Raw genomic sequence first — 16,571 nt, 5'->3', positions numbered from 1 at the left:
TAGCCTGCCTGGCATGTTCAAAATCAGGCGATTGCTAGCCACACAAGCCATCTTTTCGCAGCGTCCTTGCAATCTTCGTCCATCCAGAACATGGCGTCTTCGCCTGTTCCTTGGCCGCATCCATTTCGTTCTCTCCGCGCAAACTCAGGGCGAGTTCGGCGAGTATCATCATCTTTGTTGACTGCAATTCGGGTCTGTTGATCTGCTGAACGATAGATAAGCCCTTCCTGGCGTATTTTTCAGCCGCCGGATAATCGTGTTCGCCAAGAGCATGATCGGCGATAAGGGCATAGCCGATCGGATCGAGAGGATAGGATTTTATATAAAGGGTGCCGCCTCTTTGCGCGTCTGCAATTAACCGCCTGGTTTCCTGGGCAGGGGCTACACTGTGTAGATATCCGTAATCTCCAAATCCGGCGTTAACCGCGTATATGGCATAAGTCGCCATCGCCGCATTTGCAAAGACCAGCGTCGATGCTGCTTTCCTGACGCGCGCCGCGTATTTGATGTGCCATTTGCACCGCAGAAGGATGCCGCAGGCTAGTCCGATACAGACCCCACCCATGATATTGCCGAAATACGACGCCGGGTTTGTCTTTAAATAAATAAGAGGAAGGCCGATTGTGAAAAACATCCGTCCATGTGCGGCAGCTTGCCGATATAGCTTCCCTCTGGACGGGGAGCTGGGGGACGGGGAGCCGGGTGTTTGCGGCACTGAAATGGTTCTTGCTATTAGGATTGCCGTCAGTCCGCCAATCGGGCCGAAGTGAATAATTTCAGGGTTGCTGAAGAGCACGGAAAAGGATGTGCCGACAATGCAGCCCCCGAAGAAAATCGCCAGAAAGCATACGGAGCCGAAATGCCTTTCGAGTGACATCCCGGCAAAAATGAGGAAGGGTAGATTGAGAAGCAGTTGAATGGCTTCGTCAGTGATGAAGTTCGCGGCAAACAAGCGGAACCAATCGCCGGAAAAGACAAGGTTTCTGGATGCTGCCCCGAATGCGACCAAGGTCTGAAGGTCGAAACCAGTCTTGTTTTGCGGGCTGAATGCCCATTCCGTTTGCAGCCTGAACACGATTAGAAACGCTGCGCATAGAATGAATGTAGCCCCGGGAATTTTATAGGCCGTTGAGTTCTGCTTGTCTTTCGAAACAGGCACGATCTCGTCCATCTCTCAATCCTTCAACCCACCCAGCGGCTTCTTCAAGATACTCTCGCGCAAACTCATGCCCGTGTCACGCCTGGGCGGCACGGCGGGTGAGGGCGCGGCGGCAAAAAGGGTTTGAGCATCCGGCTTACGCAGGCCCGCATAGGCGCTGGCGGGGCGAAAGCCGGAGGCCGGTTCGGGGCGGGGTGCAGCGGGTGAGGTGCCAAGCTCGGTGCCGGGCAACATGTCGGGCCGGTAGGGCTCGATGGGCGGGCTGGGCAGGATCGGGCGCGGCGCTTCTGGCGGCTCGACGGTCGGGGCGCGGAACGGCTCGGCAAGAGGGGTGGTGATGGTCGGCTCAGGATTGGGAGCGGGCGGTCTATACACTTCCGGCTCCGGCGCACGATAGCTCTGTTGGAAGCCCGAAATGTCCGGTTCTGCGCTGGCGCGCATCCGCGAGATGACTTCGCTGAGGTCTATATTATCTGGCATGTCTTCGGAGGGGGCCAGCGTGCTGCCGCTGGCTTTGGGGAGGTGGCGTTGCTCCACCCGATCAAACCGCATACGCATCGGCACGGCAATCGCTTCGCCAAAGGCAATCGCTTCGCCGTTGCCAATTGAGGAAATGAAACTGGTGGCGGAGATTGAGCTATCGGGTAGGGCCTTGCGGATGATGGCCTGATCGCTGTCGTTGGAAAGCCGCATGGCAAAAACGGTGGAGCATTGCGACAGGATCGTCTGGTCCAGCTCCCCCGGTCTTTGGGTGATGATGCCGAGCGAAACGCCGTATTTGCGGCCCTCCTTGGCAATCCGCGCAATGGCCTGCCGGGTTGGGAAAAAACCAAGGCTGGGGTCTGCCGGCACATAGCGATGCGCTTCCTCGCAGACCACCAGCATGTGGATTGCGCCGTTTGACCAGAGCGCCAGCTCGAAGGCCATGCGGCACAGCACGGAGGCCACCGAATTGACAATTTCGGAGGGAATGCCAGCCAGTTGAAACGTGGAAATTGGCTTGCCATGGCCCGGCACGCGAAAGATATGCGCGACGGTTTCCATGATCGTATCGCTGATCGTGTTGCTGGAGAACATGAAGCGATAGCGCGGATCGTTGACCGCCGACATGATCCGCATTTTCAGCGACCGCAGGGCGGGCTTTTCGTCGCGGCCTTCCAGCCTGCCGATCCGCTCGTCAATGGCGGCCAGCAGGTCCGACAATCGGTAGGGCACTGGTGTATCGGCGGTAAAACCAGCCCGCTCGCTGCGGCGCGTCAGGCCAGCTTCAGAGCCTTTGAAGGCACGTTTGGCCTCCGGGATCAGGTCGCGCAAAACATCCAGTTCTTCGACGACGGCGGGCCTGCCCCGATAGAGCACTTCGGTCAGTTCATCGAGACGCATCAGCCAGAAGGGCAGGTCCAGCGTGTCGGTGTCGATCACCACGGCCTGGCTGCCAAAGGCTGCGGCAAATTCATTATGGGGATCGAGGATCAGCACCCGCAGCTTGGGGTCGGCGGCTATTGCCTTATGCAGCAATAGTGAAACGGCGGTGGATTTTCCGACGCCGGTGGAGCCGACCACGGCGAAATGCTTGGAGAGCATGGAAGGAATGTGGATCGTGGCGTCGATGGAATCGTCCTGGCTCAAACGTCCGATCTTGCAACTGCCGCCTTCTTTCGAATCGTAGATCCGCTTCAGATCGGCCACGCGGATGCGATGGGCAACGGCGCCGAGATAGGGATATTGGGTGATGCCTGAGGTAAAGACTTCGCTGCCATCCGGCCCCCGGCTGACCTCGCCCATCAATTCGACATCGACGATGAAGCCGTTATCTTTATCTTCGCTCCACAGGCCGGTTTCGGTCCGCATGGCATAGACCAGTGCGACGACACGATTTTCCCCGACGGTAATGGAAATCAGCCGCCCGACAGACCAGAGCGACGTCAGATCGGTGCCGCCTTCCTGGGCGGTGGCGGCGATTGTGGCGCGTGCGCCATTGCAGGCAACCACACGGCCCAGAAAACGATTGCCAGGTGTCATCTGGTCACGGCGATCCTGTCCGGCGGATGCGCTGGAAAGGGAGGAGCCTGAAGGTGGAAGATCAGGGTTTTGCAAAAGGCGCTCATCTGTGATGGACCGGGGTCCGGCGAGGAACCGGCAGGCGATGGTAGCCGCCTGCTGTTAAGATCCGGTATATCATCTTGACGGCAACACCTGCGCAGATGCTTCGAAAATGTGCGCCTCCTGCCGCATTTGCAGGCTTTTTGCCGTTGACGCTTGCGGTCAGACTGGCTATCACTTTGCCCATGATCAATTTTAACATTCTTCTCGTGGTGGGTACGCGCATGGGCATGACGGTGTGACCGTCAGGCAATAGCCTCCCATGCGCGACAGACAGGCTCCTTCCAGGGGCCTTTTTTTATGGCCAAAATCACGATAACAGCAGCATTCGGGAAATAGCGGGAGCAGACATGACTGGCACAGACAACAGGATGACCGGCGCAGAAATTGTTTTGAGGGCGCTGAAGGATAATGGGGTCGAACATATATTCGGCTATCCGGGCGGCTCAGTCCTGCCAATCTATGATGAAATCTTCCAGCAGGACGAGATCCAGCATATCCTCGTGCGTCATGAACAGGGCGCTGGCCATGCTGCTGAAGGGTATGCCCGCTCGACCGGCAAGGTCGGGGTCATGCTCGTCACCTCAGGTCCTGGCGTCACCAACGCGATTACGCCGCTGCAGGATGCCTTGATGGACAGCATTCCGCTGGTTTGCCTGTCCGGCCAGGTGCCGACCACGCTGATCGGCTCGGATGCGTTCCAGGAATGCGATACGGTTGGCATTACCCGCCCCTGCACCAAGCACAATTGGCTGGTCAAGGATGTCAACGATCTGGCCCGCATTATCCACGAAGCCTTCCGTATTGCCAAAACCGGACGTCCCGGCCCTGTCGTCGTCGATATTCCGAAGGATGTGCAATTTGCCACCGGCACCTATACACCGCCGGAAAACCACACGATCCAGCGCAGCTATCAGCCGAAAATGCAGGGTGACTCCAGGGCGATCCAGGCGGCTGTCGAGCTGATGGCCAGCGCCCGGCGTCCGGTGATCTATTCGGGTGGTGGTGTTGTCAATTCCGGGCCGGAAGCCTCCAAGCTGCTGCGCGAACTGGTCAGCCTCACCGATTTTCCGATCACCTCGACCCTGATGGGCTTGGGCAGCTATCCGGCATCGGGCAAGAACTGGCTGGGCATGCTGGGCATGCACGGCTCCTACGAGGCCAACATGGCCATGCATGATTGCGACGTGATGGTCTGTATCGGCGCACGGTTCGATGACCGCATCACGGGCCGTCTCAATGCGTTTTCGCCCAATTCCAAGAAGATCCATATCGATATCGATCCGTCCTCGATCAACAAGACGGTGCGCGTCGATATTCCGATCACTGGCGATATCGCCCATGTTCTGGAAGACATGGTGCGTCAGTGGCGTGCGCTGGCGAAAAAGCCGGATGCAGCGCAGACTGCGGAATGGAAGGCCAGTGTTGCCGGTTGGAAGGCGCGCAAGTCTTTCTCCTATACGCCCTCCAGGGACGTGATCATGCCGCAATATGCCATCGAGCGCCTGTCGGCACTGAGCCTCGGCCATGATACCTACATCACCACAGAAGTCGGCCAGCACCAGATGTGGGCCGCCCAGTTTTTCGGCTTCGAACAGCCGAACCACTGGATGACCTCGGGCGGCCTCGGCACGATGGGCTATGGTTTCCCGGCGGCGATTGGCGTGCAGATCGCCCATCCGGAAAGCCTGGTCATCGACATCGCCGGTGATGCCTCCATCCAGATGTGCATCCAGGAAATGTCCTGCGCCGTGCAATATAACGCGCCGGTGAAGATCTTCATTCTCAACAACCAGTATATGGGCATGGTGCGGCAATGGCAGCAGTTGTTGCATGGCAACCGGCTGTCCAACTCGTACACCGAAGCCATGCCTGATTTCGTCAAACTGGCGGAAGCCTATGGCGCGGTCGGCATTCGCTGTGAAAAGCCAGATCAACTGGATGATGCGATCCTGGAGATGATCAACGTGAAGAAACCTGTGATCTTCGACTGCCGGGTGGCCAATCTCGCCAATTGTTTCCCGATGATCCCATCGGGCAAGGCGCATAACGAAATGCTGTTGCCGGACGAGGCGACGGACGATGCGGTGGCAACGGCCATCGATGCCAAGGGCCGTCAGCTCGTTTAACACCAGGAGGAGCCAAGAGTTATGAACGCACATCTACAACCGACCGGTTCGGCCTATTTTATCTCCCCGGAAACGGCGGCCGTCGAAAGTCATACCCTGTCCGTGCTGGTCGATAACGAGCCGGGCGTTCTCGCCCGCGTTATCGGTCTGTTTTCCGGGCGTGGCTACAATATTGAAAGCCTGACCGTCTCGGAAACCGAGCATGAGGCGCATCTATCGCGGATCACCATCGTCACCCGTGGCACGCCACTGGTGCTGGAACAGATCAAGGCGCAGCTGGAGCGGATCGTGCCGGTCCACCGGGTGCTGGATTTGACCGTGCGCGCCCGCCAGCTTGGCCAGGAGCGGCCAATTGAGCGGGAAGTTGCGCTGGTCAAGGTGGTCTCGACAGGCGAGATGCGGGCCGAAACGCTGCGGCTGGCCGATGCCTTCCACGCCAAGGTGGTCGATGCCACGGTCGATCACTTCATCTTTGAGCTGACCGGCAAGTCCTCGAAGATCGACCAGTTTGTGTCGATCATGAAGCCGCTGGGGCTGAACGAAGTCTGCCGCACCGGCATCGCCGCCATGAACCGTGGCTCGCAGGGCATGTGATTGCTACCCTGTTGCTGCTGAACTATTTGGGGGCGCATCCGGCTTCAATCCGGATGCGCCCTTTGTTTTCCCCAGAGCTGTTCGTTCACGCCTCTTGACAAGTAGGCTGAAATACACGGGCTTGTGATTTTCGCTTTACGCCCTGGTTTGAACAAAAGTGCTAATGGCGCGTTAACGGCTTACCAAACACGGGAGCCTGCCATGAAAGCAGCAACAGTCGTAATACTTATCGCATCCTTGTCTCTTCCGGCTGGTCTTGCGGCAAAGGGACTTGTTGAACGCCAAATACCTTCGGCGTCTTTTGCCAGCGCGTCACCAGTGATTGATTCTCCATTTTCCGAGGTCAAGCTTCCAAAAACCTCGCGTCTTCCTCTTGAGCACGAGCCGTCGCATGATGAGCAAAGCGCCCTTGGCGATGACGGGTCGAGTGAATGGGCGCTGGATTGCTACGATGCCTATGGTGCGGATGGTGAGGCGGCTAGCCAGGCCAGCCTGCAGGCCTGTTTGAAGGGCTGATGCGTATAATTGTTTCGATCACAGCATTTCCATCGGCTGCTTTCGTTGCGGTGGTGGAAATGCAGCATCGAGCCGCGCCAGATCGTCTTCCGTTAGTTCTATATCGACCGATCCACGGTTTTCTTCGATGCGGGTTGTGGCTGTAGTCTTCGGGATCGGCAACACGTTGTCGCGCTCAAGCAGGAAAGCAAGCGCCACTTGCGCAGGCGTTGCCTGATTGGCCTTTGCCACATGGATCAGTTCTGGGTGCTTGAGGAGCCGCCCCTGCTCAATCGGCGAATACGCCATAATGGCAAGGCCGCGTTCCTGACACCAGGGAAGAAGATCGTATTCCACGCCACGGCGGCTCAGATTGTAGAGGATCTGGTTGGCTTGGCAGTTCGCGCCGTTCTCCACGGCAAACAGTTCCTCCATGTCGGCGACATCGAAATTCGAGACGCCCCAAGCTTTGATCTTGCCTTGGTTTTTCAGCGTCTCAAACGCCTCGACCGTGTCTGTCAACGGGTGTTCGCCGCGCCAGTGCAGCAGGTAGAGATCGAGGCAGTCGGTGCCGAGCCGTTTGAGGCTCCCTTCGCAAGCGCTCATCGTGCCCTCTCGGCTGGCGTTCCATGGCGCGACTTTCGAGACAAGGTAGGTTTCGTTGCGCCGTGTTTTCAAGGCTCGCCCGATAATCTGTTCAGTACTGCCATCTCCATATTTTTCAGCGGTGTCAATCACTGTCATGCCGAGATCGAGGGCATGATTCACGGCGGCGATTTCGTCTTTTTCCGCGGCCGCATTCTCACCCATCATCCATGTGCCGAGGCCAAGAGCTGGCACGATCTGGCCGGAAGGCAGGGTAATCGTGGGAAGGGTGTCGTTCATGATCTTGCTCCCGAATGGTTCGGCCAGGATAGCAGGGTCGCTGGAACGGGCAAGTTGGGAACCGTAAATGATGTCACCGATACAATCTGCTAGTGGACGGGGATGATAGGTCAGCTATATTGACGTACTATTGAACCGGAACCGTTTTCATGACACCCGAAACGCTTGTCGCCTTGATTCTCTTTGCCTTCACTACGTCGATTACGCCAGGTCCAAACAACATGATGCTGTTTGCGTCAGGAGTAAATTTTGGCTTTCTGCGCACTCTGCCGCATATGCTTGGCATTGGTGCGGGCTTTTTCACGCTATTGATTGGTGTTGGACTGGGATTGGGTGCCTTGCTTGCGGCAGTGCCCATGCTTTATCACGGGCTGAAAATTGCCGGTGGTCTCTATCTACTGTGGATTGCCTGGAAGATCGGTTCCTCACGCAGCCTTGGTGAAGGCAAGGCGCAGGCGGTGCCGATGTCCTTTCTGGCCGCAGCGGGATTTCAATGGATCAATCCCAAGGCGTGGGTCATGGCTGTCACGGCCATGGCGACCTATACCAATCCGCAAGTCTATTGGTTCACGGTGTTTCTGGTCGGGCTGGTGTTTGCGCTGGTGAATGTGCCTGTCGTCTCGGCCTGGGCTGGATTCGGCTCAGTGCTGCGGGAATGGCTGTCCAATCCGGTGCGGTTGAAGTGGTTCAATATCACCATGGCCTTGCTGCTGGTCGTAAGCCTGTGGCCTATGCTGGCATAAAGCGCTTTGTCCTTGCTTTTGCCCCGCGAATCCGCGCATTTCCTCGCTATGGAATTTGCACCTCAACAAGATGAAGCTCTCAAGGCCGTTGCCAAATGGCTGAAGGAGGGGAAGACCCCGGTTTTCCGTCTGTTCGGCTATGCCGGAACCGGCAAGACCACGCTTGCCCGGCATTTTGCCGAGAATGTCGATGGCGATGTGTTGTTTGCAGCCTTTACCGGTAAGGCGGCGCAGGTGTTGCGCTCGCGTGGCGCGACCACGGCGCGCACCATTCATTCGCTGATTTACCGTCCGCGTGGCGAAGAGGAAGTGTCGGACGAGGAGACCGGCAAGACCTCGATGACGCCGATGTTTTCCGTCAACCGGCAAAGCCCGGTGGCCAAGGCCGCCCTGATCGTCATCGACGAGTGCTCAATGGTCGATGAGCAGCTTGGCCGTGACCTGATGAGCTTTGGCACACCCATTCTGGTGTTGGGCGATCCCGGCCAGTTGCCGCCGGTGACGGGCGGCGGGTTCTTTACCGAGCAGGAGCCGGACTATCTGCTGACGGATATTCATCGCCAGGCCCGTGACAATCCGATCATCCAGCTTGCCATGCAGATCCGCGAAGGCAAGGAAATCACGCATGGTGATTACGGCAGCACGGCGCGGGTGATTTCCAAGAATGAGGTAACGCAGGATCTGGTGCTGAATTGCGATCAGGTTCTGGTCGGCACCAACAAGACCCGGCGACGCTACAACAAGCGGCTGCGCGAATTGAAGGGCTTTACCGCCGATTACCCGCAATCTGGCGACAAACTGGTCTGCCTGCGCAATGATCAGGTCAAGGGTCTGCTGAACGGCTCGCTTTGGCAGGTGATGACTTCTTCACGAGAGACGGTGAAACCTGGCATGAACCTGCTGATCAAGCCGGAAGATGACGACATGGATCGAGGTGCTGCCAAGATCAAGCTGCTGAAAGCGGCCTTCGAAGACGTCGAGACTGAAATTCCTTGGACGACGCGCAAGCGCTATGACGAGTTTGATTATGGCTATGCGCTGACGGTGCATAAGGCCCAGGGCTCGCAGTGGAACAATGTCGTGCTGTTTGATGAAAGCTGGGCGTTTCGTGATACGCGCGAGCGCTGGCTCTACACCGCCGTGACCCGTGCGGCAGAGACGCTGACCATAGTCCGGTAATGGGGGGGCGGTAAGGGGACTGGTCGGCTTTCTAATTGGCAACGATGCCCAGCAGCACCGCTTTTGCTACCGCCTGGAATCGATTTGTCGCCTGGACCTTGCGCATGATGCTGGCTTCCAGCGCAATCACCGCTTCGAAGGTCATTTGCATGGTTCGTGCCACCCGCACCTGGGTATAGCCTTCCGCCATTAGCGACAGGCAGTGATGCTCCAGTTCGGTCAGATCAATACCATGGCGCAAAGTCGGCGTCTCTGTTTCGTTCTGGTCATCTTCGCGGGTGAGAAGGCTGTTGATCTGCTCGATCTGGCGAAACATCATCGATTGCGATGCAATCAATTCCCGTTTTCGTGCCTCCAGCGCCGTGTTGAGAAGCTCATTGGCTTGTGCCTGAGTGATGGTGCCGCTCAGTTCGGCAAACAGATCCTGAATGGCGGCAATCGGCATGCCGATCTCCCGGCAGGTGTTGATCAGCGCCATGCGGATAATGTCACGATGGTAATAGACCCGCATCAGCCCCATGCGGCTTGAGGAGAGAAGGTTCTTTTCCTCATAGAAATGCAGGGTTCTGTGGGTGACGCCAAACAGATTGGCCATTTCGGAAATTGCCACCGGCTCCGGTGGTAGATCTTCGGGCAAAGGCAGATCCGGCATCATGGCAAGACCTGCTTTCAGGATGGGAGTGATGGATTCTGTAACGTCAAGAAATTCGGGTTGGCCTGCCATGCGATAAGTCCCCCTTGTCCCGATAATATCGGGAAATATTTTCAATTCGTTCCAATATCGTTCGCGGTTGATCTATCCAATGGTTGCAGTGTTCCATGCTGCTACCCTAGAGAGGTGGTTGCCTGATGCTCGAAACATGGAAATACTTGAAGTCCCCGCCGAAGAATTTCCAAAACGTGATGATGTCCGATCTAAAGATGCTCGATCTAAACTCTTGTTTGTAAATATATCATCAGTTTTACTAAAATTCAAACCCATGGTTTTTAGGGCTTCGGATGGTTTCTTCGAGGTAATTTTTCGGACATAAAGATTCGAACACGCTTTCACGCTTGCCAGTGCTGGTCACCCTGGATGGATTTACGGTTCGGTTGGCCCAAAAGAGGCGTCAGCAAAGCAAGTCCCCATTCTGTCCGACAATTTCTGGCGACCGATCATCAATTTCCATCGATTTATTGCATAATCTCGTTGGTCTTTTCAGCGTCAAGGTTTTACAGAAGTGGATGGACGGCGATGACCGTCTGGGTGCGGACTTTGAGCGCCGCAGCAAGAAAACGGGTTTCGCCAATGCCAGCAAAATTATCCGTCAATCTGAATGCCATCGCCATGCTGCGTAACCGGCGCGATCTTCCCTGGCCGGATGTCCGGCATTTCGGTCGCCTGGCGCTTCAGGCGGGCGCTCAAGGCCTGACTGTTCATCCCCGGCCCGACCAGCGGCATGTCCGGTTCAGCGACCTGCCGCTGCTGCGTGCGTTGATCGATGACGAGTTTCCAAAGGCCGAGTTTAATATCGAAGGTTATCCCAGCGAAGATTTTCTACAGCTTTGCGAAGAGGCACAGCCGGAGCAGGTGACGTTGGTCCCGGATGACCCGTCTCAGGCTACCTCTGATCATGGCTGGGATTTCGCCGCGCATCAAGTGTTTTTGACAGATGTCGTTGCGCGATTGAAGGCGGCAGGTATGCGGGTTTCCCTGTTTGCCGATGGCGATGGGAATGCGCAGGCGGTTGCCACGGCCAAGGCGACCGGCGCCGACCGGATCGAGCTTTACACGGGACCATATGGCAGCTGCTACGACGCGCCGGAAAAAGCGGCCCGTGAACTAGCGCTTCTGGGGGCAACCGCTGATGCGGCGCATGCTCTGGGCATGGGCGTCAATGGCGGTCATGACCTGACAATCGCCAATCTTCCGGCGCTGGCGGAGCGGATTCCCTTCCTGGCCGAGGTCTCTATCGGTCACGCGCTGACGGCGGACGCGCTGGAATTCGGCATGGCCGAAACCGTTCGGCGTTTTCGCCGAGCCTGTGGCGAGTTGGCCTGAAGTCCACGCGCCACTTAGCCAGATCTACATATTTCAAGATGTGCCATCCAGAATGACGCCATGCTGAGCAGAGATTGCTTGGCGTCATTCTGAGGTGACGAGAGCCTGTCTCAGTTGATCGATATCGATCAGCCGATGAGGGAGGCCTTGTTTGCTTCGATGAAGGCCTCTAGCGACAGCAATGGATGGCCCGACAAGCTTTGCGCATCATCAGTTATCACATCCAGGTCACCGGCGCGGATGGCCGTATCGATTGAAGCGAACACCGGCGCTACGGGTTTGGGAATGCCGGCAGCGACCATGCCGTCTTCCAACTGCTGGTCGGTGATGTCGACCACGGCAAGCGGCTTGCCCGTGGCTTTTTCGGCCAGGGCGGCAATCTCTCTGTTGCTATAGGCGCGGCTGCCGCTGAGCGTATAGACGATGTTTTCGGCCACTGGCTTGGCCAGGGCGCTGGCAATGGCGCGGGCAATGTCTTCTCGGGCGATATAGGCGGTCTTGCCCTCTCCGGCGGATGTATGCCACTGGCCGCTGGCCAGCGCCGATGGCAGCGTCATGAATAGATTTTCCATGTACCAGTTGTTGCGCAAAATCGTATAGGCAAGGCCGGAAGCCTTGATGGCCTGTTCGGTCTGCGCATGTTCGGGAGCAAACAGGATCTTGGATGTCTCCGGATTTGGCATGGATGTGTAGAAAATCCGGCCGACCTTGGCATTGGCGGCGGCGGCAACCGCTGCCTTGTGCTGCTCGACGCGCGAACCGATGGCATCGGTGGAAATGATCAGCAGCCGGTCAATGCCGGAAAAGGCCTGGTCAAGCGATGCCGGATCGGTAAAGTCGGCCTGACGTGTTTCGATGCCTTTTGCGGCAAGATCCGCCAGACCAGACGGGTTGCGGCTGGCAGCGACGATATCAGCAGCGGCAACATGCTGGCTTTCCAGCAAATGGTTGATGACAAGTCTTCCAAGCTTTCCGGATGCTCCGGTAATCAGTATTTTGGTCATATTTCTCTATCCCAGCTCCTGCATAATTCCCTGAACCGGAATTGGTTGAAGGGAAAATTATCCAGCGGATATAGAGTGTTACAGAGTTGTCTCCGCGTTTTATAAAACGCACGGCCTGTAAAACTCGATACCCTATTATCTTGTTGCTCTCAATTTGAGACCAGCACTATAATCAGCCTTTTGGAACTGCTGTAAAGAAGGCAGTTTTAGCACCTTTGGTTACAGAAAGGGTACCATCATGAACGATGCCACGCAGCGGGCTCCCTCGGAGGCAATGACGAGGGGGGTAAGCAAAAGCAAGCGGGCGGAAGACAATTGCCCGGTGCGCTCGGTGATTTCCCATGTCGGCGACAAATGGTCGACGCTCATTCTAGGTTCGCTTGCCGAGAAACCCTATCGCTTCGGTGAGCTTCGACGCCTGGTACCGGACATTTCTCAGCGTATGCTGACCCAGACCCTGAGGGACCTGCAACGCGATGGTTATGTGCACCGGCAGGTTTTCCCCACCAAACCGCCCAGCGTTGAATATGGCCTGACGGAGATGGGCGAGCAGCTGGTATTTTCACTCAAATATCTCGTGGAATTTGCCATCGACAATCATGCCCGCGTGGTCGAGGCCCGCGCTCGGTTCGATAGGCAGAATGTTTGAGGCTGCACGCCTGCATAATTTCCTAAATCGGCGTGGATTTAAACAGACGATTATACCGCAGATATAAAGAACTATAGCGCCGTGCGCCATATATTGAGCACGGCGCTATGGGTGCCAAGACCCCGCCGAATTGGCTTCTCGGTAAAGCTAGTTTCTGGCGCCTGCCAGACTGATGTTGGACTAAAAAAACCACCCATCGTCCTTGGTCGAATGTCACAATATCCTGCGTCTTCTCAAGAAAAATATTCTGTAAGTCTCTGCTTTTATTGTGTAATCTCTACGGAATTTTCAAAATCCATATATTTCGCGTTATCTAATTTATTAATAAATTATAGGGAGATTGCCACTACACTTCATGCTGGCAATGTCATTTTGGTTGGTATCCGTGACGCTCTCGACAGAACAGAGCCTGTTCTCGCGCCTTCCTCAGTTCGTCGGAAAGGGACTATACGTAATGTTTGGAATTTCTAGTGTCGCTCGGATGCAGACCCAATCTTTGAAACTGATCACAGCGAATATTATGATCTCGGATGTTGATCTGAACATTCGTTATATGAACGATTCCGTCATGGAACTACTTAAAGAGGCTGAATCTGATCTTAAAAAAGAACTTCCCCGCTTCGATTTTAACAAACTCATTGGCAGCAATATCGATATTTTCCACAAAAACCCATCCCATCAGCGCAATATGCTGGCTGCTCTCAAAACGCAGCACCGGGCGACGATCTGGGTTGGTCACCGCGCGTTCGATCTCATCGTCACACCTTTGCGGGAAAGTGGAAAAACAACTGGCTTCGTTGTTGAATGGGCCAATGCCAAGGAGCGCTTGCAGAACCTGGATTACCAGGGGCAGATGATGGCGATTAGCCGTTCTCAAGGCATTATCGAGTTTACCACGGAAGGTGAGATCGTTAGCGCCAACGAAAACTTCCTCAAAGCCATTGATTATAAACTGGACGACATAAAGGGTCGTCACCACAGCATGCTGGTTGACCCCGAATACGCAAAATCAGCCGACTACAAAGACTTTTGGGCTGGCTTGCGCCGCGGAGAAGTTCAATCGGCAGAGTTTGTTCGCTACGGCAGGAACGGAAAGAAGGTGGTTATCAACGCTGCCTATAACCCGATCCTTGATGCCAAGGGCAAGGTTACAAAAGTCGTCAAGTTTGCCACGGACGTGACCGAAAGAGTGAATGCGGTCAATGCGATTGGCAGCGCCCTGACGCGGCTGGCGCAGGGTGATCTGACCTTCACTCTGGACAACCCGTTTGCGCCGGATTTTGAAGAACTGCGCCGCACGATGAATGAAGCATTGACGCAGATGCGCAACACGCTTGGCGCGGTGGCGCATTCAACCAGCCAGATCGACAATGGCACGCGCGAAATCAGCCAGAGCGCCGAAGATCTGTCCAAGCGGACCGAGCAGCAGGCCGCCTCCCTGGAAGAGACCGCTGCGGCGCTTGACGAAATTACCGTGAATGTCTCGAATGCATCAAAACGGGCAGAAGAAGCCCGTCATTCGGCATCGACAGCCAGCGACAATGCGGTGCGCTCTTCAAAGGTGGTTGAGGATGCGGTTGGCGCGATGTCGCGCATTGAAAATTCGTCCAATCAGATTTCCAATATCATTGGGGTGATCGACGAAATCGCCTTCCAGACCAATCTGCTGGCGCTGAATGCCGGTGTCGAGGCCGCTCGTGCCGGTGAAGCAGGCAAGGGCTTTGCCGTGGTCGCGCAAGAGGTTCGCGAACTGGCGCAAAGATCCGCTCAGGCTGCCAAGGAAATCAAGGAACTGATCCGTAATTCTTCAAACGAGGTCAGCACCGGGGTAAGACTGGTGAGCGAAACAGGCGAGGCGCTTCGGACGATCCAGCAGAATATCGTTGCGGTCAATGAACATATGGAGGCCATTACCAGCTCGGCTCGCGAGCAGGCCACCGGCCTTTCCGAAGTCAATGCAGCCGTAAACCAGATGGACCAGGTAACGCAGCAAAATGCGGCGATGGTGGAAGAGACAAATGCCGCCAGCGCAACGCTTGCCCAGGAAACGGCGCGTCTGCGCGAGTTGATTGAGAAATTCCAACTGGGCGGTGCCGGTATGCGGCCTTCGTCACGCCAGCTTGGCGCGGCGACTTCAGCACATCGTCCCACGACATCGCCCGCACGGGAGTTGATGTCGAAGGTAGCGGGTTCGGTCGCATCCCAATCCGGCGGCGGCTGGAGCGAGTTTTAAAGACATTCAGTCGATTTAAAGCGTTACAGCGCTGTGCGTTTATAAACCGCACGGCGCTTCCCGTTAGACTCTTTATACTTTTGCCGTTTGCCGCCGTTCCGTCAGTAGCAGCACAAGCGAGGCGGCGGGAAAGCAGAGGCCGATCCAGGCGGTCAGTGACCATCCGCCTGTGGCGTAGGCCCAGCCGCCTATAGCTGAACCAAGCGCACCGCCAAGAAAGAATGTCGCCATATAGAGACCATTCAGTCGGCTGCGATGGGCGGCAGTCATTGAATAGATGATACGCTGGCCGCTGATCAGATTGGCCTGTACGCCAAAATCCAGGGTGATTGCCGCAAGTGTCAGGCAAATTACGCCTGTGATTGGGGAGGTTTCAATCGCATAGCGGCCGAGCAGGAACGCGCCGATGCCCAGCACCATGGCGCCGATGGAAATCTCCCGGGTCAGGCCGCGATCAGCCATTCGTCCGGCAATGGGGGAGGCAATGGCGCCAGATGCCCCGGCGAGTGCAAACAGCGCGATACCATTCTGGCTCAGGCCAAAATGCGGGCCTGACAGCAGCAGCGGCGTCGTGGTCCAGAACAGGCTGAAGGCACCAAACATACCGGCCTGATACAGCGCCCGGCGCTGGAGCACGCGGTTGGTCAGCGCCATATGGGCCATGGAGGACAAAAGGACGCCGTAGCCGATCTGCGCATGGGGTTGGCGGCGGGGCAGGGTCACGCCGAGCACCACCATCAATCCGATCATCGCAAGCGCCGAAAGGACGTAGATGACATGCCAGGACGATGCCTCAGCGATAAAGCTGGCAATGGGCCGGGCCAGCATGATGCCACAAAGCAGGCCGCTCATAACATTGCCGACAACCCGCCCGCGTGAGGCATCCGGTGCCATGCTGGCGGCAAAGGGTACCAGAACCTGGGCGGCTGCGGAGGCAAGGCCAATACCAAGGCAGGCCAGCAGGAAAAGGCCGGGTGTGGTGGAAAGTGCGCCGCCGAGCAGGGCCAGCGCGGCAAGACCAATCAGGATGATCACCAGCTTGCGGTTTTCGATCAGGTCACCCAGCGGCACCAGCAGCAAAAGGCCGAGACAGTAGCCGAGCTGGGTGAGGGTGACGATCAGGCCGGTCGCCTGGGGTGAGAACCCCAAATCCGCACTGATCGGTCCAGCCAGCGGCTGGCCGTAATAGAGATTGGCGGCGATAAGCCCGCAGGCCAGGGCGAAGATAAATGTCAGGGCTGGCGACAGGGCGTGTTCGGCGTCGTGCCGTAAGAGCGGGCTGGAAAGGGTCATTGTGGTTGCTTCTCGGCTTGGGGCGCCATGGTCTTGGGAGGATGCCATGGTACTGTTGTGAGTG

General features: G+C 56.6%; 14 protein-coding genes. 8 read left to right on the top strand and 6 right to left on the bottom strand.

The features are described from left to right. Nucleotides 1-34: 34 nt before the first annotated feature. Both AVI_RS11080 and AVI_RS11075 read right to left on the bottom strand, forming a co-directional pair. Nucleotides 35-1,171, bottom strand: coding sequence for a rhomboid family intramembrane serine protease (locus tag AVI_RS11080; RefSeq protein ID WP_015916444.1), 1,137 nt, complete (start codon nt 1,169-1,171; stop codon nt 35-37). A 3-nt stretch (nt 1,172-1,174) separates the two neighbouring features. Continuing rightward, the gene (locus AVI_RS11075; RefSeq protein ID WP_015916443.1) at nt 1,175-3,256 is read right to left on the bottom strand and encodes an ATP-binding protein; all 2,082 of its coding nucleotides are present in this window, start codon (nt 3,254-3,256) and stop codon (nt 1,175-1,177) included. A 356-nt stretch (nt 3,257-3,612) separates the two neighbouring features. Between AVI_RS11075 and AVI_RS11070 the strand changes: the two genes are divergently transcribed. From AVI_RS11070 to AVI_RS11060, 3 genes are all read left to right on the top strand, one after another. Beyond that, nucleotides 3,613-5,391, top strand: coding sequence for an acetolactate synthase 3 large subunit (locus AVI_RS11070; protein ID WP_041696773.1), 1,779 nt, complete (start codon nt 3,613-3,615; stop codon nt 5,389-5,391). Between the two features lie 21 nt (nt 5,392-5,412). After that, nucleotides 5,413-5,985, top strand: coding sequence for an acetolactate synthase small subunit (gene ilvN, locus AVI_RS11065; RefSeq protein ID WP_015916441.1), 573 nt, complete (start codon nt 5,413-5,415; stop codon nt 5,983-5,985). A 201-nt stretch (nt 5,986-6,186) separates the two neighbouring features. Beyond that, a complete protein-coding gene (locus AVI_RS11060) occupies nt 6,187-6,501 on the top strand; it encodes a hypothetical protein (protein ID WP_015916440.1) in 315 nt (104 codons plus the stop codon). 18 nt (nt 6,502-6,519) lie between these two features. Here the strand turns inward: AVI_RS11060 and AVI_RS11055 are convergent, their stop codons facing one another. Next, complete coding sequence (locus AVI_RS11055) at nt 6,520-7,365, bottom strand: aldo/keto reductase (protein WP_015916439.1); 846 nt, start codon at nt 7,363-7,365, stop codon at nt 6,520-6,522. 149 nt (nt 7,366-7,514) lie between these two features. Here AVI_RS11055 and AVI_RS11050 point away from each other — a divergent pair, with 149 nt between their 5' ends. Together AVI_RS11050 and AVI_RS11045 are read left to right on the top strand one after the other, a co-directional pair. Further along, entirely contained in the window at nt 7,515-8,108 is a 594-nt protein-coding gene (locus tag AVI_RS11050; RefSeq protein ID WP_015916438.1) for a LysE family translocator, read from the top strand. Nucleotides 8,109-8,156: 48 nt separating this feature from the next. After that, entirely contained in the window at nt 8,157-9,287 is a 1,131-nt protein-coding gene (locus AVI_RS11045; RefSeq protein WP_015916437.1) for an ATP-dependent DNA helicase, read from the top strand. A 31-nt stretch (nt 9,288-9,318) separates the two neighbouring features. Here the strand turns inward: AVI_RS11045 and AVI_RS11040 are convergent, their stop codons facing one another. After that, nucleotides 9,319-10,011 (bottom strand): MerR family transcriptional regulator, encoded by a 693-nt coding sequence (locus AVI_RS11040; protein ID WP_015916436.1) that lies wholly within the window; start codon nt 10,009-10,011, stop codon nt 9,319-9,321. A 564-nt stretch (nt 10,012-10,575) separates the two neighbouring features. Between AVI_RS11040 and AVI_RS11035 the strand changes: the two genes are divergently transcribed. Beyond that, complete coding sequence (locus tag AVI_RS11035) at nt 10,576-11,328, top strand: pyridoxine 5'-phosphate synthase (RefSeq protein WP_015916435.1); 753 nt, start codon at nt 10,576-10,578, stop codon at nt 11,326-11,328. A 128-nt stretch (nt 11,329-11,456) separates the two neighbouring features. Here the strand turns inward: AVI_RS11035 and AVI_RS11030 are convergent, their stop codons facing one another. Next, complete coding sequence (locus AVI_RS11030; RefSeq protein ID WP_015916434.1) at nt 11,457-12,332, bottom strand: SDR family oxidoreductase; 876 nt, start codon at nt 12,330-12,332, stop codon at nt 11,457-11,459. Nucleotides 12,333-12,606: 274 nt separating this feature from the next. Here AVI_RS11030 and AVI_RS11025 point away from each other — a divergent pair, with 274 nt between their 5' ends. After that, nucleotides 12,607-12,981, top strand: a complete 375-nt coding sequence (locus AVI_RS11025; protein WP_174082366.1) for a winged helix-turn-helix transcriptional regulator — start codon at nt 12,607-12,609, stop codon at nt 12,979-12,981. Between the two features lie 454 nt (nt 12,982-13,435). Then, complete coding sequence (locus AVI_RS11020) at nt 13,436-15,214, top strand: methyl-accepting chemotaxis protein (RefSeq protein ID WP_041696768.1); 1,779 nt, start codon at nt 13,436-13,438, stop codon at nt 15,212-15,214. Nucleotides 15,215-15,286: 72 nt separating this feature from the next. Here the strand turns inward: AVI_RS11020 and AVI_RS11015 are convergent, their stop codons facing one another. After that, nucleotides 15,287-16,507 carry an MFS transporter gene (locus tag AVI_RS11015; protein WP_015916431.1) on the bottom strand — a complete coding sequence of 407 codons (1,221 nt, stop codon included), beginning with the start codon at nt 16,505-16,507 and terminating at the stop codon, nt 15,287-15,289. Nucleotides 16,508-16,571 lie beyond the last annotated feature (64 nt).

This window comes from Allorhizobium ampelinum S4, from assembly GCF_000016285.1.
Lineage (GTDB): Bacteria > Pseudomonadota > Alphaproteobacteria > Rhizobiales > Rhizobiaceae > Allorhizobium > Allorhizobium ampelinum.
This window is presented reverse-complemented; position numbering and strand designations above follow the sequence as displayed.

Excerpts from the sequence above, each read along its gene's own strand:
- AVI_RS11080 (WP_015916444.1), bottom strand. The coding sequence starts at position 1,171 with ATGGACGAGATCGTGCCTGTTTCGAAAGACAAGCAGAACTCAACGGCC.
- AVI_RS11070 (WP_041696773.1), top strand. The coding sequence starts at position 3,613 with ATGACTGGCACAGACAACAGGATGACCGGCGCAGAAATTGTTTTGAGG.
- ilvN (WP_015916441.1), top strand. The coding sequence starts at position 5,413 with ATGAACGCACATCTACAACCGACCGGTTCGGCCTATTTTATCTCCCCG.
- AVI_RS11060 (WP_015916440.1), top strand. The coding sequence starts at position 6,187 with ATGAAAGCAGCAACAGTCGTAATACTTATCGCATCCTTGTCTCTTCCG.
- AVI_RS11055 (WP_015916439.1), bottom strand. The coding sequence starts at position 7,365 with ATGAACGACACCCTTCCCACGATTACCCTGCCTTCCGGCCAGATCGTG.
- AVI_RS11050 (WP_015916438.1), top strand. The coding sequence starts at position 7,515 with ATGACACCCGAAACGCTTGTCGCCTTGATTCTCTTTGCCTTCACTACG.
- AVI_RS11045 (WP_015916437.1), top strand. The coding sequence starts at position 8,157 with ATGGAATTTGCACCTCAACAAGATGAAGCTCTCAAGGCCGTTGCCAAA.
- AVI_RS11040 (WP_015916436.1), bottom strand. The coding sequence starts at position 10,011 with ATGGCAGGCCAACCCGAATTTCTTGACGTTACAGAATCCATCACTCCC.
- AVI_RS11035 (WP_015916435.1), top strand. The coding sequence starts at position 10,576 with ATGCCAGCAAAATTATCCGTCAATCTGAATGCCATCGCCATGCTGCGT.
- AVI_RS11030 (WP_015916434.1), bottom strand. The coding sequence starts at position 12,332 with ATGACCAAAATACTGATTACCGGAGCATCCGGAAAGCTTGGAAGACTT.
- AVI_RS11025 (WP_174082366.1), top strand. The coding sequence starts at position 12,607 with ATGACGAGGGGGGTAAGCAAAAGCAAGCGGGCGGAAGACAATTGCCCG.
- AVI_RS11020 (WP_041696768.1), top strand. The coding sequence starts at position 13,436 with ATGTTTGGAATTTCTAGTGTCGCTCGGATGCAGACCCAATCTTTGAAA.
- AVI_RS11015 (WP_015916431.1), bottom strand. The coding sequence starts at position 16,507 with ATGACCCTTTCCAGCCCGCTCTTACGGCACGACGCCGAACACGCCCTG.